This is a genomic window from Pedobacter sp. AW31-3R (genome assembly GCF_052180285.1).
In the GTDB taxonomy this organism is placed as follows: Bacteria; Bacteroidota; Bacteroidia; order Sphingobacteriales; family Sphingobacteriaceae; genus Pedobacter.
Genome location: NZ_CP197475.1, coordinates 722,929 through 740,572, shown reverse-complemented (window position 1 = coordinate 740,572; position 17,644 = coordinate 722,929). Strand labels below are relative to the sequence as shown.

14 protein-coding genes are annotated in these 17,644 nt (G+C 41.1%); 10 read left to right on the top strand and 4 right to left on the bottom strand.

Going from position 1 to position 17,644, the window contains the following annotated elements; all coding sequences use genetic code 11:
- The first annotated feature begins 152 nt into the window (after positions 1 to 152).
- The 5 genes from ACSBL2_RS03105 (at position 153) to ACSBL2_RS03085 (ending at position 7,850) form a co-directional block, all read left to right on the top strand.
- A complete protein-coding gene (locus ACSBL2_RS03105; protein WP_442590213.1) occupies positions 153 to 3,047 on the top strand; it encodes a SusC/RagA family TonB-linked outer membrane protein in 2,895 nt (964 codons plus the stop codon).
- A gap of 11 nt (positions 3,048 to 3,058) precedes the next feature.
- Positions 3,059 to 4,477: a RagB/SusD family nutrient uptake outer membrane protein gene (locus ACSBL2_RS03100; RefSeq protein WP_442590212.1), complete on the top strand. Its 1,419-nt coding sequence runs from the start codon at positions 3,059 to 3,061 to the stop codon at positions 4,475 to 4,477.
- An 89-nt stretch (positions 4,478 to 4,566) separates the two neighbouring features.
- Positions 4,567 to 5,976: a glycoside hydrolase family 30 protein gene (locus ACSBL2_RS03095; protein ID WP_442590211.1), complete on the top strand. Its 1,410-nt coding sequence runs from the start codon at positions 4,567 to 4,569 to the stop codon at positions 5,974 to 5,976.
- A gap of 239 nt (positions 5,977 to 6,215) precedes the next feature.
- A complete protein-coding gene (locus ACSBL2_RS03090; RefSeq protein ID WP_442590210.1) occupies positions 6,216 to 6,686 on the top strand; it encodes a hypothetical protein in 471 nt (156 codons plus the stop codon).
- A 294-nt stretch (positions 6,687 to 6,980) separates the two neighbouring features.
- Entirely contained in the window at positions 6,981 to 7,850 is an 870-nt protein-coding gene (locus ACSBL2_RS03085) for a hypothetical protein (protein ID WP_442590209.1), read from the top strand.
- A gap of 156 nt (positions 7,851 to 8,006) precedes the next feature.
- Here the strand turns inward: ACSBL2_RS03085 and ACSBL2_RS03080 are convergent, their stop codons facing one another.
- Positions 8,007 to 8,693 carry an RluA family pseudouridine synthase gene (locus tag ACSBL2_RS03080; protein WP_442590208.1) on the bottom strand — a complete coding sequence of 229 codons (687 nt, stop codon included), beginning with the start codon at positions 8,691 to 8,693 and terminating at the stop codon, positions 8,007 to 8,009.
- A 20-nt stretch (positions 8,694 to 8,713) separates the two neighbouring features.
- Positions 8,714 to 9,529, bottom strand: a complete 816-nt coding sequence (gene panB / locus ACSBL2_RS03075; RefSeq protein WP_442590207.1) for a 3-methyl-2-oxobutanoate hydroxymethyltransferase — start codon at positions 9,527 to 9,529, stop codon at positions 8,714 to 8,716.
- 375 nt (positions 9,530 to 9,904) lie between these two features.
- Between panB and carA the strand changes: the two genes are divergently transcribed.
- The 5 genes from carA (at position 9,905) to ACSBL2_RS03050 (ending at position 14,807) form a co-directional block, all read left to right on the top strand.
- Positions 9,905 to 11,017 (top strand): glutamine-hydrolyzing carbamoyl-phosphate synthase small subunit, encoded by a 1,113-nt coding sequence (gene carA, locus ACSBL2_RS03070; RefSeq protein WP_442590206.1) that lies wholly within the window; start codon positions 9,905 to 9,907, stop codon positions 11,015 to 11,017.
- 100 nt (positions 11,018 to 11,117) lie between these two features.
- Positions 11,118 to 11,885, top strand: coding sequence for an ABC transporter ATP-binding protein (locus ACSBL2_RS03065; RefSeq protein WP_442590205.1), 768 nt, complete (start codon positions 11,118 to 11,120; stop codon positions 11,883 to 11,885).
- A 13-nt stretch (positions 11,886 to 11,898) separates the two neighbouring features.
- Positions 11,899 to 12,990: an ABC transporter permease gene (locus tag ACSBL2_RS03060; protein WP_442590204.1), complete on the top strand. Its 1,092-nt coding sequence runs from the start codon at positions 11,899 to 11,901 to the stop codon at positions 12,988 to 12,990.
- Positions 12,991 to 13,100: 110 nt separating this feature from the next.
- Positions 13,101 to 14,393: a phosphopyruvate hydratase gene (gene eno, locus ACSBL2_RS03055; RefSeq protein ID WP_442590203.1), complete on the top strand. Its 1,293-nt coding sequence runs from the start codon at positions 13,101 to 13,103 to the stop codon at positions 14,391 to 14,393.
- Positions 14,394 to 14,507: 114 nt separating this feature from the next.
- Complete coding sequence (locus tag ACSBL2_RS03050) at positions 14,508 to 14,807, top strand: FtsB family cell division protein (RefSeq protein ID WP_442592266.1); 300 nt, start codon at positions 14,508 to 14,510, stop codon at positions 14,805 to 14,807.
- 37 nt (positions 14,808 to 14,844) lie between these two features.
- Here ACSBL2_RS03050 and ACSBL2_RS03045 read toward each other — a convergent pair whose 3' ends face one another.
- Positions 14,845 to 15,459, bottom strand: coding sequence for a trimeric intracellular cation channel family protein (locus ACSBL2_RS03045; protein WP_442590202.1), 615 nt, complete (start codon positions 15,457 to 15,459; stop codon positions 14,845 to 14,847).
- Complete coding sequence (locus tag ACSBL2_RS03040) at positions 15,459 to 17,543, bottom strand: hypothetical protein (protein ID WP_442590201.1); 2,085 nt, start codon at positions 17,541 to 17,543, stop codon at positions 15,459 to 15,461. The genes ACSBL2_RS03045 and ACSBL2_RS03040 overlap by 1 nt, the downstream gene beginning before the upstream one ends.
- Between the last annotated feature and the right edge of the window lie 101 nt (positions 17,544 to 17,644).

Below are 17,644 nucleotides of genomic sequence, written 5' to 3'. Positions count from 1 at the left end.
GATTTCTATTTACGGTACCAAAGCGTATTAAAAACAACGCAAACATCTAATTATCAGTGTTTTATAAAAAATAAATTCAGTGATTTACTTGTTTTTAACCTGCATTACACCTTAAATTTACACACCAAATAATTTTAAACACAAGCAAAATCATGAGACAAAAAGCTACTCTTTTTATCATTTGCCTTCTGTGTGGTATCTCTGTCGCATTTGCACAGAACATCAACATCAAAGGTGAAGTCAAAGATCAACAGGGTTTACCTCTACCGGGAGTATCGGTAAAGGTGAAAGGCAGTACCCAGGGAGTGATAACTAACGGAGACGGTAGTTATGTACTATCAGCTCCAGCAAATGCTACCCTTACTTTCTCTTTTATAGGATTCAAAACTATTGAAGAAGCCATTAATAAAAGAACAACAATTACTGTTACCCTTTCCGATGACAACCAGCAGCTCAATGAAGTTGTGGTAGTGGGATATGGTACACAAACAAAGAAAGACATCACTACCGCTGTAGTTTCGGTATCCTCGAAGGACATCCAAAACCAGCCTATTACTAATCCGATGCAAGCCTTGCAGGGTAAAGCAGCAGGTGTACAGGTAAACTCTCAATCAGGTAAGCCTGGTGCAGGCATTTCCATCAGTATACGTGGTAATACCTCCATCACTGCATCCAACAGTCCGCTGTATGTAATTGACGGGGTGACCTCAAGAGATGCCGCATTCCTGAATCCGAATGATATTGAGTCAATGACTATCCTTAAGGATGCTTCGGCTGCAGCCATCTACGGATCGAGTGGAGCAAATGGAGTGGTATTGATTACCACAAAAAAAGGGAAAGAAGGAAAATTGAAAGTTGGCTTCAATGCTTTCACTGGTTTTTCTAACTTCTGGAAGGATGCTGAGATGTTAAACAAGGACCAATATATAGACCTGATGAATGAGCTTGGCAGGGAATATGGTGCTGCAAATACCGACTGGCAGAAGGAAACTTTTGGAACAGGTACACAAAGCAGCTATCAGGTTTCATTGTCCGGTGGAGTAAAAGGCGGACAATATTATTTCTCTTCAGGTTACCAGCAAGATAAAGGAGTTGTTGCTCCGGCGAAATTAGACAGACTGACCATGAACTTTACAGGTTCACAAAATGTGACCAAATGGCTGAAGTTCACTGCGAATGCCGCATTGACCTCGAACAAATCTATTGATGTTGCAGATAATGCGGGTGCAGCACGTGGTGGTGTTATTTTAAGTGCCTTAACTACACCTCCTACAATTACTATCCTGGAGCCTAATGGAAGTTATACTCCCGCACCGGGCGGCTATGAAAACCCAATCGGAAATGCCTTTGGGGCAACGAATTCAAACAGACAATTCAGGTTCATCGGTGCTTTTGGTGGAGAGATTAAGTTTTCAGACGATCTGATTTTCAAATCGACCATCAGTACCAATATCAACAGAGGATATTACAACTACTTTACAGATCCTTACAAAACTATTTATGGCCGTACAGAACGTGGTCTTTATAGGAACAACAGGACAAACGACCGCGTATGGTTAAATGAGAATATCCTGACTTACAATAAAACTCTCGGAAAAAATGTGCTGGGGGCAACTGCAGGTTATACGCTTCAGTCATCCAGATACCTGTATCAGGTGTACTCACAGTCGCGCTATATTGATGCTAATACCGGTGCCCCTATTGAGCCAACTATTGCAGCAGCAGTTCCTGATGTTGTGGCCCCATGGTCTAAACAATCCTACCTGGGTAGATTTACCTATGCGTATGACAGCAAATATTTATTCAGTTCGAATTTCAGGGCTGATGGTTCTTCCAGGTTTGCAAAAGTTAAACGTTTTGGTTATTTCCCTTCCTTCTCGGCAGGATGGAGAATTTCAGGAGAGAATTTTATGAAAGACAGTAAGATCATTAATGACCTGAAACTTCGTGGTAGCTGGGGACAGGTAGGAAATGACGAAGGTATTGGCGATTTTTCACACCTTCAATTATTTCAACTGGCGAGTCAAGGATCTTATGCCCTATCGCAATTTGCAAATGAAGATCTATCGTGGGAAAAAACCACACAAACAAATATCGGTCTTGATTTAACCTTATTCAACAGCAGGGTTACCTTCACCGCTGATGCCTACATGAAGAAAACGAACCAACTGCTCATCAATGTTCAGCTGCCACCTTCTACCGGCTTAGGAACACAAGCATTAAATGTCGGGTCAATGGAAAATAAAGGACTTGAGTTTGCACTTTCCACCAAGAATATCCAGAATGATAAGTTTACCTGGAGTACTGACATGAATATCTCTTTCAATAGAAATAAGGTAACCAGTTTAGGGGAAACGACAGCAAATCTCGACTTCGGCGGTATTTACGAACGTACATCAGCAGTAAGAACTGTAGTTGGGCGTCCTTTGGGGAGTTTCTACGGGCTGTTGTACAAAGGTGTCAATCCCGAAAATGGAGATGCCATATTTGAAGATTTTGATCAAAATGGTACTATTGATGCGAACGACCGTACTTTCATTGGCTCCGCACAACCAAAATTCAATTACGGTATAACAAATACCCTGACTTATGGAAACTGGGGATTAAATGTTTTCTTCCAGGGCGTACAGGGAAATCAAATATTTAATGCCTCCAGAATTGAAACAGAAGGACTATACGACACTAAAAATCAGTCTATAGATGTATTGAACAGATGGACTACTCCCGGACAAATCACCAATATACCAAAAGCGGCAAATTCAACAGATAACTCTCAGACATCGAGCAGGTTTGTAGAAAACGGTTCTTATCTCCGTTTGAAGACAGCTACCTTCTCTTACAATTTCGGCGCCACTACCTTAGGCAAGTGGAAAATGGATAAACTTACCGTTTTTGCTACCGGTTATAACCTCTTAACCTTTACCAAGTACAGTGGATTAGATCCTGAAGTTAACCAGTATGAATCAAACGGCCCTAATATGGGTGTGGATTATGGTACTTACCCACAATCCAGAACATTTTTATTCGGTGTCAATGTTGGCTTTTAAATTTTAAAGATATGAGACTAAAAATATATTCACTGATCGCAGCCGGGGCGTTTGTCCTTTCAGTTCAAACTGGCTGTAAAAAGAACTTCCTGGATCAGAGTCCTGTAAACTCTGCCACTCCAGATATTGTCTTCGCTGATGCTGCAGGTGCAGAAAAAGCGATGCAAGGCGTATATGACGGGATGTATAATGATTTCCATATTTGGGATCTGATGACCAACGGTGACGTAACGTCTGACAATGCCTATGCCGGGGGCGACAATCAGGCAAATATTCAAATCGACCTGTTTACTGTCAATTCATCCAACGGAAATATTACCCGCGATTGGTCAGGGCTGTACTCGGACATCAAGAATGCCAATCAAATTATAGAAAATGTACCTAATATACAGGATCCGACACTAGATGCCGGTAACAGAAGAAACCAAATGCTGGGTGAAGCCAGAGGAATCAGGGCTTATGCGAATTTCAATATTGTGCGTCACTTTGGTGCTGCCCCACTGGTATTAAAAACACCTACAAACCTTGCTGAAATGCAACCTCCAAAAGCTTCTGTAGATGAAATTTATGCCCAGGTCATTGCAGATCTTGAATTTGCAGTAGCCAATGTTAGGGCTACTGCCCCAAATAAAGGCATCTTTACAACTGGTGTTGCCAATGCTTTACTGGCTAAGGTTTATGCTTCCATGCCTACTCCTGACTGGACAAAGGTAAACCAGTATTGCGATGCAACTATTGCAGGTGGTTATTCCTTATTCCCAAATTTCAGCGGACTATTTGATGCGGCGAACAAGAACAATTCAGAGTCTATCTGGGAGATGCAGTATGATGGTTATGCTGGCCTTCATGGCAACTGGATGCCGGGAGTGATTACAGGTACCGGGTGGAAAAGATTCAACACACCAACCAATGACCTGGTTAAAGCATATGATGATGAAGGAGATGTAATCCGTAAAAATGCGAGCATTACCTTCAGAAATGTAAGTACTGAAGGCTGGACAGATATTTACTGGTCAAAATCAAACTATCCTTTTATCAATAAGTATAGAGCTGATGATAAAAGCAACAGTTACACTATCCGTCTTGCTGACATTCTGCTATTAAAAGCTGAAGCTTTGAATGAATTGAGTGGTTCCGGATGGGCTGCTGCTAAAGTTCTTGTTGACCAGATCAGATCAAGGGTAAACCTTGGTGGTACACCTGCAAATGACCAGGCCACTATGCGTCTGGCCATTGAGAAAGAACGCAGACTGGAACTTGCTTTTGAAGGACACAGATGGTTTGACCTCCTGAGAACAAACCGCGCAATTGCAGTGATGAATGCACAAAAAGATGGCAGTGGTAATTCATTGAATTACAATGTAACGACAACGGATTTGCTATTCCCCATTCCACAGACGGAAATAGACAGAAACCCGAACGTCAGATAGTTTATCTTTTATTAAGAACCCGCAAAGGCTGAATTATCAGCCTTTGCGGGTAAAGCAGATATACCCAAAGATCGATTTAATTCACACGAATGAAGAAATACATTTTAATTGCATGCACTGTTGCCCTTGCCGCATGTTCATCAAAAAAAACAGCCACAGATGTGGTGAAGGGAAAAGGAGATATCGCATTCTGGATCACTAAAGGTGATCAATCGGCCTTGCTAAAAGAGCAGGATGTAGCCCTGAACTTTGGCACTGTCCAGAATAATTACCCTTCAATTGAAGTAGACGGCCTGCAAAAATTCCAATCCATTGATGGTTTTGGGTATACCCTTACAGGCGGAAGTGCAAGTTTGATCAATGCCTTGCCGGAAAGCCAAAAAGACGCGCTGCTGAAGGAACTCTTCTCTTCGGATAAAAACGGGATTGGCGTAAGTTATTTGCGTTTGAGCATTGGTGCATCTGACTTAAGTGCAGACACTTTCACTTACAACGAATTACCTGCAGGACAGACAGATGTAAAGCAGGATAAGTTTTCTATTTCTCCCGAGATGAGTGATTTGATTCCTGTACTTAAAAGAATTGTTGCCATTCAACCCGGCATCAAAATTCTTGGATCACCCTGGACAGCCCCTACCTGGATGAAAACCAATGGCAGTTTCAAAGGTGGGAGCCTGAAACCTGAATATTATGCATCCTATGCGAATTACCTGATAAAATATATCAGGGCAATGAAGGATCAGGGTGTGATTATTGATGCCATTACGATTCAGAATGAACCTTTGCATCCGGGTAATGTACCCAGTATGTATATGGAAGCAAAAGATCAGGCTATTTTTATTAAAACAGCCCTTGGCCCTTTATTTAAATCGGCAGGGATCAAAACAAAAATCATTGTGTACGACCACAATGCAGACAAACCTGAATATCCTATTGAGATCCTGAATGATGCTGATGCGAAACCATATGTTGACGGCTCGGCCTTCCATTTGTATGGAGGCGAGATTTCTGCGCTTTCCAAAGTACATGAAGCACATCCCGACCGGAATGTTTACTTTACAGAGCAATGGGTGGGAGGACCTGGCAATTTTGCTGAGGACCTTAAATGGCATGTGTCGGCATTGATTATTGGCGCCACACGCAATTGGAGCCGTAATGTATTGGAATGGAATGTGGCAGCAGACCCCAATTACGGACCGCATACGGTTGGCGGATGTGTAACCTGTTTAGGCGCACTCACTATTAGTCCGGCAGTAACGCGGAATGTAGCTTATTATGTGATCGGACATGCATCGAAATTCGTAAAACCAGGAGCAGTACGAATTGCGTCAACTATCACCGCCGATCTTCAAAATGTAGCTTTTGTAAATCCAGATGGAAAAAAGGTTTTGATTGTAGTGAATGGCAGTAAATCAGCCCAGCAGTTTAATATCAGGGAAGATGGTGAAGTTGCCACTACCAGCCTTGATGGTGGAGCTGTTGCAACCTATATTTGGTAGACGACAAGCTCATCTCCTCATCAATAAAGACAAAGCTGTCTTCTGAATTGCAATTTACTGGCAATAGCAGAAGGCAGCTTTGTTTTTTATGTGACCTGTATATTTCAGGCACCTTTCGAAAATCAACAGCCTGTTTTAAATTTCTGAGTCATGAATGGGTACATTACAAAAAATGGCAGGAGGATTGCAGGTACAACAGAAACCATTATTACAGGATTACAGACCAAAATAAGTATACCATGAAAAAATACATTTTATTATTGACATGTTTAGCAGTGCTGGTTACTGCCTGTCAAACGAAAACAGCTGAAGAAACAGCGGACAGTATCGCAACAGCGCCGGATACTACCCTTGCCACTGCTGATACCCAAACCTGCTATGCCTATACTAAAGATAAAGACACTGTTTCTTTAACCCTTAAAGCGGTTGGGAATGAAATCACAGGTCAGCTGGACTATAATCTCTATGAAAAAGATAAAAATTCCGGAACAATTACCGGTTTAATCAAAGGAGATACCATTATTGCAGATTATACTTTTATGTCAGAAGGGATCAATTCTACCAGACAGGTCGCTTTTCTAAAAAAAGATGGTTCATTGATTGAAGGATATGGTCCTTCAAGTGATCAGGAAGGAAAGGTCATATTCACCACTACTGCAGGAATCAAATTTGACGGCAGTACAACCTTGACCGAAGTTCCCTGCAAATAATTCAACATATTGGTGTGTTTCCTTACCAAGAATTTTTTTATATAAAACAATTCACTAAAAATCACTATATTTTTCCCAAAACCTGCAATGCTTATACAACATTTCTATGTATAAGCGTTGTAAGGTTATAGCAATTCCTTTACCTGCATTGCTAGGACTATTTTTAACCCAAAGCCTGGGCTGATAAGAATATTTTTGACAGAAACCTTTTACGGAGTTTACATGAAACCTGCATCAGAGATCCCCGAACAAAGAGGGGAAATCCTGGAGCAGGATCAGTCAAATTAGTCAAAAATGAAAAAGTATCAGATTGGAATTGCAGCATTTCTGCTTGTCCTGTTCAGTATGCCACTAGGGCATGCAGCCATGATCATCATGGAAAAAACGCTCGACCACCGCTATTTATTTTCAGGGGCCTTATTGATGGGATTAGCCGGTGTCATCATGACCATCATTGGAATATATGCAAAAAAAGATGTCACATCTACACTCATGGGATTAATTGGCAGCCTTCTGGTATGGACCGGATGGGTAGAGTTCTGTTATGTCTATTATGCCCAGCGCTACCATATCAATCCTTTAATAGAAAATGGCGAAGTCGTTACCAAACCTGAATATCTGCTTATGCCCTCTTCTATTGGTATGCTCGCTATGGTCTTGCTGCATTATACCTTCGGTAAACGTTCTGGCTGTACCTTTTTTGGTGCCATACAAAAATTTCTCAAAGTTGACAGGAAACAATTGGGACCAGCTGATAAACGCGGTAATTCCTCCATCGTTACCTTCATGGAAATGAATGTTTTGTTATGGTCAAGTTATCTGCTCTTGTTACTTACTTATGATAACAATTTTTTGGGCGACCGCCATCCGGTAACCTATATGATTGCCTTTGGCTCCTTGTTATGGTCTGCCTGGTTATTTATCAGGTTAATAAAAATACAAAAGATTGGATATGCCATCCGTTATGCTATTCCCGTAGTCATTATCTTCTGGACTTTTGTAGAAATTGTGGGCCGCTGGGGGCTTTTTAAAGAGATCTGGGTACATCCTTTTGATTACATGCTGGAAATGGGATTAATGCTTGCGGTACTCATTATCCTTACCATTACCCTGTTATTTTCTAAAAGAAACGTGACGCCGAAACTGCTGGGCAGCGATAAATAGAACGCTGAAAATGGTTCAGGAAGGTATAAACCCAGGTAATGTATTAAAATATGCATTTCCCTGAATTTATACCTTCCGTATCCTTTGTCGTTTGTATCTTAGATCATCCCTCTGATCTTTTATTCTCCGTCCTTATCCTTTGACCGCTATAGCTGACTAAAAACCTTCAAAACGTTCCCAAAATCCGTCTAACGGAAGTTTGGCAAATATATTTACCGGCTCCTTTTTTACTGGGTGGAGGAATTGTAACCTGCGTGCATGGAGGCAGATACTTCCTTTTCTACTTCCCCGGGGATATCCGTATTTATTATCCCCAACGATAGGACAGCCCAATGTAGATAGCTGCACCCTGATCTGGTGTGACCTTCCTGTTAAAGGATCGACTTCAATTAAGTAATAACCGCCTAGTTCACCGATTAACCGGTAACTTAGTTCCGCACGCTGACTACCAGCGACTTCCTTAAGGTGAGGAGTAACCACATTTGTCTTGGGATTTTTCACCAGGTAGTGCACAAGGGTACCGGAAGGGTTGACAGGTTTATTGCGAACTACTGCCCAATATGTTTTTTTAACCTCCCGGTTTTTAAATATGGCATTCATTCTTTCCAGCGACTTACTCGTTTTCGCAAATAGGATAACTCCGCTTACCGGGCGGTCCAGTCGGTGTACAACCCCCAAAAAGGCACCCCCAGGTTTATCATATGTAGCAACAATGTATTTCTTAACTTTCTCGTCCAGGGGCTCATCACCTGTCTCATCTACCTGCACAATATCACCTGCCCTTTTATTGATTGCGATAAGGTGGTTGTCTTCGTAAAGAATATCTTTTGCGGTTACCGGCATTTTAATTATTTATAATGTGCTTAATACTGCTCTTTTTCATTCGGGAAATCGTTCGCCTTCACATCACTGACATAGGATTTGGCAGCATCCAGAATCCCTTCATATAAATTGATATACTGACGCAGGAACCTTGGTTTGAACCCCTTAGTGAGGCCAATCATGTCATTCACAACCAATACCTGTCCGTCACAATGTGGGCCGGCACCGATACCTATGGTTGGGATATGCAAACTATCCGTTACTTCTTTTGCCAGTGCAGCCGGTATTTTTTCCAGTACCAGTCCAAAACACCCTGCTTCCTGTAAAGCCAGGGCATCACTTTTTAACTTCTCTGCTTCCTGCTCATCTTTAGCCCTTACGGTGTAGGTACCGAATTTATAAATAGACTGTGGCGTTAGACCAAGATGCCCCATCACCGGTATTCCGGCAGTAATAATACGTTGGATAGAATCGACAATTTCAGTTCCGCCTTCCAATTTTATCCCATGGGCGCCGGACTCTTTCATCATCCTAATGGCAGATGCTAAAGCTTCCTTGGAATTGCCCTGGTAAGAACCAAAAGGAAGATCCGCCAATACTAAAGCACGGTTTGCCCCCCGAACTACACTCTGCGCATGATAAATCATTTGATCCAATGTAATTGGCAGTGTAGTTTCGTGGCCAGCCATAACATTTGAAGCTGAATCACCCACCAATAACACATCTAAACCCGCATCATCAAGAACGGTTGCCATAGAATAATCATAGGCTGTTAACATGGATATTTTCTCCCCGCGCTGCTTCATTTCTTGCAAACTGCGGGTGGTAATACGCTTCACTTCTTTGTGTACAGACATAATTTTACGCTTTAAGCGAGCAAAATTAGGGTATTCCATTGAGAAATGATGTCTCGCATATCATTATATACAGAATGTATAAAAAGATTTACCTGATCCTTGAAAGTAATTTACCTGATAAAGATCAGTAAATCCCTTCAGATTTCATGGTAAGATACCATTGAAGCTGGAAAATGATAGCATATATGTTATCATTTTAACAAAATTCAATCCTTTCAAAAAAAATATTGATTTGACTGTTCAAAAATGTATCTTTGTATCCCGAAATGAACGGGTTATATAACAGCACATTTGTTAATCATGATAGCGATAGTAAACACGCTGATCTCCATTCATTAATCCCTTTTTTAAACTTTATTTCTCATTTTAATTACAATGACTAACTACACCAAGTTACCTGCGATCCTGTTATTGGCTGACGGAACTGTTTATTACGGTAAAGCTGCCGGAAAAATTGGCACAACAACAGGAGAGATTTGTTTCAACACAGGAATGACAGGTTATCAGGAAATTTTTACTGACCCTTCTTATTTCGGACAAATCATGGTCACTACGAATGCCCATATCGGTAATTATGGTATTCATAACGAAGAGATCGAATCTGATTCGATTAAAATTGCAGGTCTGGTTTGCAAGAATTATAGCATTGGCTATAGCCGTAAAGAAGCAAGTGAATCTATTCAGGATTATTTTCAGGATGAGAACATTGTAGGCATTTCTGATATTGATACCCGTGCACTGGTTAGAAAAATCAGGGATCAGGGAGCCATGAATGCCATCATCTCTTCAGAAATTACAGATATTGACGAGCTAAAAGCTAAACTTGCAGAGGTTCCTTCTATGGATGGACTGGAATTGTCTTCTCAGGTATCCACCAAAGTGCCTTATTTCTACGGTTCTCCTGAAGCAGCCTATAAAGTTGCGGTATTGGATTTTGGTATCAAGAAAAACACCCTGCGTAATTTTGACAACAGGGATTTGTACATGCAGGTATTCCCGGCTAAAACTTCTTTCGAAGAAATGAACAAATGGGGTGCTGATGCTTACTTTATCTCTAATGGCCCCGGCGATCCTTCCGCTATGCCTTATGCAATTGAAACCGTAAAACAAATTCTTGCAGATGACAAGCCACTTTTCGGTATCTGTTTAGGTCATCAGTTACTTGCACAGGCTAATGGAATTGGTACCATGAAAATGTTCAATGGCCACAGGGGATTAAACCACCCAGTTAAAAATATTATAAAAGACCATTGCGAAGTGACTTCACAAAACCATGGTTTTGGTGTGATTCCGGAAGAAGTAAGAAGTTCTGATAAGGTAGAAATTACCCATATCAACCTGAACGATCAGTCTATTGAAGGTATCCGTGTGAAAGGCAAAAAAGCATTCTCGGTACAGTATCACCCAGAATCTTCTCCTGGCCCACATGATTCACGTTATTTATTTGATGATTTTGTGAGCCTGATTAAAGGTGAATTAGCCTGGTAAAGCCGAGCTATTCCCCTCTATATCATCATTTGACAGCCATATTTGAAAGGATTGAATTATGTTCAATCCTTTTTGCATAAAACCTTATTACATTTATCCTATGGATAAAACCAATGCCATTATCAGTGTCCGCAACCTGGTAAAGAATTATGCTGATTTTACAGCAGTAAACAGGATTAGTTTCGACGTCTTCGAAAACGAAATTTTCGGACTGCTCGGACCTAACGGTGCAGGAAAAACAACGACTTTAGAAATTATTGAAACCCTTCGTGAGAAAACCTCCGGAGAAATTCTTGTCGCCGGATTCTCTGTGGATAAAGATGCCAGTCAGATCAAACGGATCATTGGTGTACAGTTACAGGCTGCAGGATATTATCCGAATTTAAACCTTGTAGAATTGATGGAACTTTTCGCGGGACTGTATGGCGTGGATATCAAGCCAATGGAAATGCTGGAGAAAGTCAATCTTCAGGATAAAGCCAAAGCGAAATATAAAGCTTTATCAGGCGGACAGAAACAACGCTTCTCCATTGCCACTACCCTGCTCAATTCCCCTAAAATTATTTTTCTGGATGAGCCTACTACCGGACTGGATCCGCAGGCACGCCGCAACCTATGGGATCTCATTGCAGAAATCAGAAATAATGGAACTACAGTAGTCATTACCACGCATTATATGGATGAAGCAGAACAGCTGTGCGACCGTGTCGCATTTGTGGAACGCGGAGAAATTATAGCATTAGATACTCCGGATCATCTCATTGACCAGTTGGTGAGCAGTGGTTTTGAAAGAACGAAAGAAGTGAAAAAGGCGAATCTGGAAGATGTATTCATCAACCTCACCGGCAAAGAATGGCGTGAAAGCTAAATAATATTTAAGAATGAAGAACCGTTACAACCATACAAAAGCTACCCTGGCATTAGCTAAAGCCAGCTTTCGTTCGATTACGCGAAGTCCGTCAGCCGTAGTGTTTACTCTTGCATTCCCACTCGTTTTTATCCTGGTATTCGGGTTTTTCGGTGGTAGTGGGATCAAAGTAGACCTGGCTCTGGCTCCTGGATGTGACCTGCATAATCCTGTGATCGCCGCCCTGGAACAAACCGAAGTAATCAAACTGATCAGGGAAAAAAGTACCCATGAAATTCAGCAAAGGCTGGAAAAAGGAACCATTGCCGGTGTGATTGATGTCCATAAAAATACGGGCGACAGACCTGCCTACCTTGCAGATATCAGATATACGTCTGCATCACTCGATAAAGGAAATATCCTGAAATCAATATTAAACAACCTGATGTATACACTGAATGCAAAAGACATGAAGCCCTCGGTAGCAGAATTCAGGGAAAGTACCGTTCATGGACGTACCTACAGGACAATAGATTTCATTCTTCCCGGTCAACTCGGATTTTCCCTGTTGAGTACCGGTGTTTTCGGTACGGCATTTGTATTTTTCAGCTTAAGGCAGCTGCTGGTCATCAAACGCTTTTTTGCTACTCCGGTAAGAAGGTCTAGCATCATTTTGGGTGAAGGACTGGCGAGGATTGGCTTTACCTTATTGGGAGCCGTATTTATCATTCTGGTAGGCCATTTCTTTTTTCATTTCACGCTGATCCATGGTGTGGTTACCATCCTGAATATGCTGTTATTGTCTGTCATAGGCCTTGTGGTTTTTATGGGATTTGGCTTTGTGGTATCGGGAATAGCCAGAAGTGAGAGCATAATTCCGCCAATTGCAAATATAATTACACTTCCACAGTTCCTTTTGTCGGGCACTTTTTTCTCCATAGAAAACTTTCCTCCATGGTTACAGCCGATTAGCCATGCACTTCCGTTAACCCACCTGAATGATGCCTTACGGCAGGTTGCCTTTGAGGGGGCAGGCTTATGGGATGTGAAACAACAGGTTATAATTATGCTGATTTGGGGTGTAGGAATCTATGCTCTTGCAGTAAAGGTGTTTAAATGGGAATAATTTAATGATCTAATGCACGTTTTTAATTTAAATATTATTTTAACTTTGGATGCTTAGTTAGTAATTGTATAAAGTACACTAAGAAAAACGAAACTAAAAATTATAATAAAATGAGTTTAATAATTGATGTTCATGCAAGACAAATCCTCGATTCAAGAGGTAATCCTACTGTTGAAGTAGAAGTAACAACTGAAAACGGCGTAACTGGCCGTGCTGCTGTGCCATCTGGCGCAAGTACTGGAAAACATGAGGCGGTTGAATTAAGAGACGGGGATAAAAAAGTCTACATGGGCAAAGGTGTATTAAAAGCCGTTGAAAATGTAAATAAGAAAATTGCTAAGGAATTAGTAGGTGCTGATGTTTTTGAACAAAACATGATCGACAAGATTATGATTGATCTTGACGGTTCTGAAAACAAAGGTAATTTAGGTGCCAATGCAATTTTAGGTGTTTCTTTAGCTGCTGCAAAAGCTGCTGCACAAGAAAGCAGACAACCTTTATACCGTTACATTGGTGGTGTGAACGCAAACACTTTGCCTGTACCGATGATGAACATCCTGAATGGTGGTGCTCACGCGGATAACAAAATCGACTTCCAGGAGTTCATGATTATGCCATTAGGTGCTGCAAGTTTCTCTGAAGCATTGCAAATGGGTACTCAGGTATTTCACCACCTGAAAGACGTATTGAAGAAAAAAGGTTATTCAACAAACGTTGGTGATGAAGGTGGATTCGCTCCTAACATCGGTTCTAACGTTGAAGCGATCGAAACTGTGTTAACAGCTATCGAGACTGCAGGTTTCACTCCTGGTAAAGATATCTGGATCGCTATGGATGCTGCTGCATCAGAAATGTATGACAGCAAAACTAAAACGTATAACTTCCATAAATCATCTGGCGAGAAATTAAGCTCTGATGAAATGGTAAAATACTGGGTAGACTGGGCAAACAAATATCCTATTATCTCTATTGAAGATGGTCTGGATGAAGATGACTGGGCTGCTTGGGAAGCATTAACTTTAGCTATCGGTAACAAAGTACAGTTGGTAGGTGACGATTTGTTCGTAACTAACGTTAAACGTTTACAACAAGGTATCGATAAAAACATTGCTAACTCTATCCTGGTAAAAGTAAACCAGATCGGTTCCCTAACAGAAACTATCAATGCAGTATCATTGGCGCAAAACAGTGGTTATACTTCGGTAATGAGTCACCGTTCAGGAGAAACTGAAGATACTACGATTGCTGATTTAGCTGTAGCATTAAACTGTGGTCAGATCAAAACTGGTTCAGCTTCACGTTCAGACAGGATAGCAAAATACAACCAATTGTTACGTATTGAAGAAGAATTAGGTTCTGCAGCACGTTTCTTAGGTAAAGATTTCAAATTCCTGAAAAAATAATCATGCTGAATCACTCCTGACAATGTAAATTGTTAAGATGTGGATAATTAAGCTTTTGAAAGCATCCGGAGTTTTAAAAACTTCGGATGCTTTTTTATTTATATATTTGTCATGATGAACAGATTACTGGAAATCTTCAGGAATAAATACTTTCTCTCTGCCGCAGCCTTTGCGGTATGGATGTTATTTTTCGATAAGAATGACATGCTGTCCCAATATGAGTACCGTACAGAGGTCCATAAGCTACAGGAAGAGAAAGATTTCTATGAGAAGGAAATCAAGGATGTTAAAAAAAATCTGAATGAGCTGAATACCAACCTTAATACTGCGGAGAAATTTGCACGGGAAAAGTATCTGATGAAAAAAGATAACGAAGATGTTTTCGTGATCATTCGTGAAAATCCGAAGGATTAATTCCTTCTGTACTCCAGCCCGATAAAATTTTAGGCCCCTAATACCCGTCTCTCGGTAAACTCAGTTTATATTTCACCGCAACAGTTCTTAAGGTGAAAATAAAACCAATGACCAGTACCTTGGCTACATCTGCCTTCAGGTTAAAATATAAAAGGGAAAAATAGAGTATGCCACCCAATATACAGGCAGTCGCATAAACCTCTTTTCTGAATATCAAGGGAATAGTATTGAGGAGGGTATCCCTGATGATCCCCCCGAAGCAACCCGTAATTGTACCCAAAGCCACACATATCCCCGGACTCAGGCCAAAAGCGATCCCCTTCTGAATACCCAATACTGTAAATAAGCCCAGTCCCAGGGAATCAAAAACAAAGAGGGTAACTTTAAATTTTTTAATATGGCGCCTGAAAAAGAAAGTAAGCAGGGAGGTAACCAGGATCAGTAAACAATAGTTTACATCACGCATCCACTTCACCGGCGTATCTCCCAGCAACAGATCGCGTACCGTTCCACCGCCAATGGAAGTAACAAAGGCAATGATCAACACACCGAAAGGATCCAGCCTCCTTTGTATCGCCGCAAAGGATCCTGAAATTGCGAAGGAAATTGTACCCAAAATTTCTATGGCTTGTATGGTGGTGATCTGTATCATCAGGAAAGACTATTTATTTTTCGAAAAAACCATTCTGTACTCAACAGCAGAAGAATAACAGCAAATAACCATTTTAAATTAATCAGTTCTTCATATTTACGGTCCTCATAACTTAAAGTCTTCATCTTCCCTTCCTTTAAGAGTTCTTTTTTAAGTTCCGAAATCTTATCCGGAGCATACATTTTGCCCTTTGTCCGCTCAGCCAGCTGAAAAAGTAACTGGTGGTTGGCAATTGTCTGCTGGAATTCGGTAAGCTGTTCATTGACTATAAATGTTCCACTGGCAGTATACTTCTGATTGCCCAGCATCGTCTTCGCCTCATAAGTGTAGCTGCCGTAAGGCAATATCCCCACTTCCAAATGGTAAGAAGATTCAGCTTTTGAAAAGCTGAAGTTATAGGTTTTTCCCTTACTATCTTTAATGACAATACTTACATCCGGGCTATTTACCGGTTGGTAACTGTCATTATACAATATGGCATTCAACAGTATGGGTTCATTTTCATCAAAGGCATTCTTTGTCGGGAACACCCTGAATTTCCTCTTGTCATCTTTTATCGAGAGATACTGGAAGATCTTAGCCACAAGATCATTAAATACAGGTGAAGCACCCTTTTCCGCATGTTCAGCCAATCTCCATTTCCATATCCCCTCCCCGATAAGGAAACCCGTTTTCCGTCCATTATCTTCCATGAAAAACAATTGGGGCTGTGTTGTTTTGATCTTTCCAATACGCTGATTAAAAATCACCTGATGCTGCCCCAATAGATTCAGAATGCCAGAAGGTGCCTGTAAGGGATCAAAGCTACTGATCGTCTTTTTAGCGGATGAATCCAGATCAAATGCTGAAAATCCCGCATTCGGTTCACTATAAAGATATTGAAGACTGGCATCACGCAAAGTATAGTTCAGTTGTCCCTGTGCACGGTTAAGTTTACTGAAATCGCTTTGCGCTCCTATAATATACCATAAAGGGACCTTGGTCTCTACTACTTTTCGAAGGAATTCTTTATCATCAAACTGAACTGCCGGCAACTGGTAAAGGATAATCAGTCCGTATTTTCCGGGCTCAGCACTACTCAACTCTTTAGGGCTGCATACAGAAAGCTCATAACGTTTATTTGACGCAACGGCCTGTTTGATGACCGCAATATCAGGATGGGGGGATGCCGCGGCAATCAGCACTTTTAATCTGTCATCAATCACTTCTATAGCAGTCTGCCACCTGTTATTCTTCAGAGAGATCTCATTTTTAAGTCCGGATAAAGATATTGTATATTGATGATGGCCTAATTTAGCCGCTTTAAGGACAACCGCAATATTTTTGGACACTTGGTTACCTTTTAACTGGATAAATCCCTCATGAACCTTCTTTCCATCCTCTAAAACCGTAAGACGGGTTTGTTGCCCATCACACTGATACGCTTCTACCTGTATATCTATCTTAAAATCATTATCCAGGAACACCAGATCATTGGTTCTGACCTGAGTGATCAACACATCAGTTTTCGGAATCGTATCACCTAAAGCAATAGGATAAACCGGTGTCTTAAGCATCTCAAAAGCTGGAGAAGGATTTCCTCCACGGTTAAAAATCCCATCTGTGGAGAGGATGACAGCACCAATATTTCTATTCAAGAACTCGTCATTGAGCTGATTCGCTAATACTGAAGCATTAGTGAATTTACCCGTATATCCAAAATCCAGTCCTTGGCTTACTGCATCACCAAAATTATAGGATCTTACTTCATATTTTTCAGCCAGTGCTTTACTTAATTCCACTAAATCAGCTTGATATTGCCGGCTATCAAAACCTGGAGGTAATAATGTTCCCGCGGACTGGGAATTGTCCTGTGCCATAATAACGACAGGTTTTTCGAGGGAATAACTCAGCTGTTTCACCAGGGGTGAAAACAACAACCATAAAATCAACGTAACTGATACTGTGCGTGTGATGGCCAGTCCGATCCTTACCACATCAGGTGCAGCACTCTTTTTTCTATACAACAGCCAGGCAAAGGCTAGTCCGGTAAAAAAACAGCCCAGTAATGCCAGAAATGAATTTATAGTGAATGAATTGCCCATCGCCTAAAAGTAAAGATGCTAAATTTTTGCTTAAAAAGCTTGTTATTCCCAAGGGCAGTCTTAAACATATATGTCCCCCTCTTTCCGTATGCCTGCGCTGC

Coding starts and splice junctions, on each gene's coding strand:
- ACSBL2_RS03105 (WP_442590213.1), top strand. CDS start 153: ATGAGACAAAAAGCTACTCTTTTTATCATTTGCCTTCTGTGTGGTATC.
- ACSBL2_RS03100 (WP_442590212.1), top strand. CDS start 3,059: ATGAGACTAAAAATATATTCACTGATCGCAGCCGGGGCGTTTGTCCTT.
- ACSBL2_RS03095 (WP_442590211.1), top strand. CDS start 4,567: ATGAAGAAATACATTTTAATTGCATGCACTGTTGCCCTTGCCGCATGT.
- ACSBL2_RS03090 (WP_442590210.1), top strand. CDS start 6,216: ATGAAAAAATACATTTTATTATTGACATGTTTAGCAGTGCTGGTTACT.
- ACSBL2_RS03085 (WP_442590209.1), top strand. CDS start 6,981: ATGAAAAAGTATCAGATTGGAATTGCAGCATTTCTGCTTGTCCTGTTC.
- ACSBL2_RS03080 (WP_442590208.1), bottom strand. CDS start 8,693: ATGCCGGTAACCGCAAAAGATATTCTTTACGAAGACAACCACCTTATC.
- panB (WP_442590207.1), bottom strand. CDS start 9,529: ATGTCTGTACACAAAGAAGTGAAGCGTATTACCACCCGCAGTTTGCAA.
- carA (WP_442590206.1), top strand. CDS start 9,905: ATGACTAACTACACCAAGTTACCTGCGATCCTGTTATTGGCTGACGGA.
- ACSBL2_RS03065 (WP_442590205.1), top strand. CDS start 11,118: ATGGATAAAACCAATGCCATTATCAGTGTCCGCAACCTGGTAAAGAAT.
- ACSBL2_RS03060 (WP_442590204.1), top strand. CDS start 11,899: ATGAAGAACCGTTACAACCATACAAAAGCTACCCTGGCATTAGCTAAA.
- eno (WP_442590203.1), top strand. CDS start 13,101: ATGAGTTTAATAATTGATGTTCATGCAAGACAAATCCTCGATTCAAGA.
- ACSBL2_RS03050 (WP_442592266.1), top strand. CDS start 14,508: ATGAACAGATTACTGGAAATCTTCAGGAATAAATACTTTCTCTCTGCC.
- ACSBL2_RS03045 (WP_442590202.1), bottom strand. CDS start 15,459: ATGATACAGATCACCACCATACAAGCCATAGAAATTTTGGGTACAATT.
- ACSBL2_RS03040 (WP_442590201.1), bottom strand. CDS start 17,543: ATGGGCAATTCATTCACTATAAATTCATTTCTGGCATTACTGGGCTGT.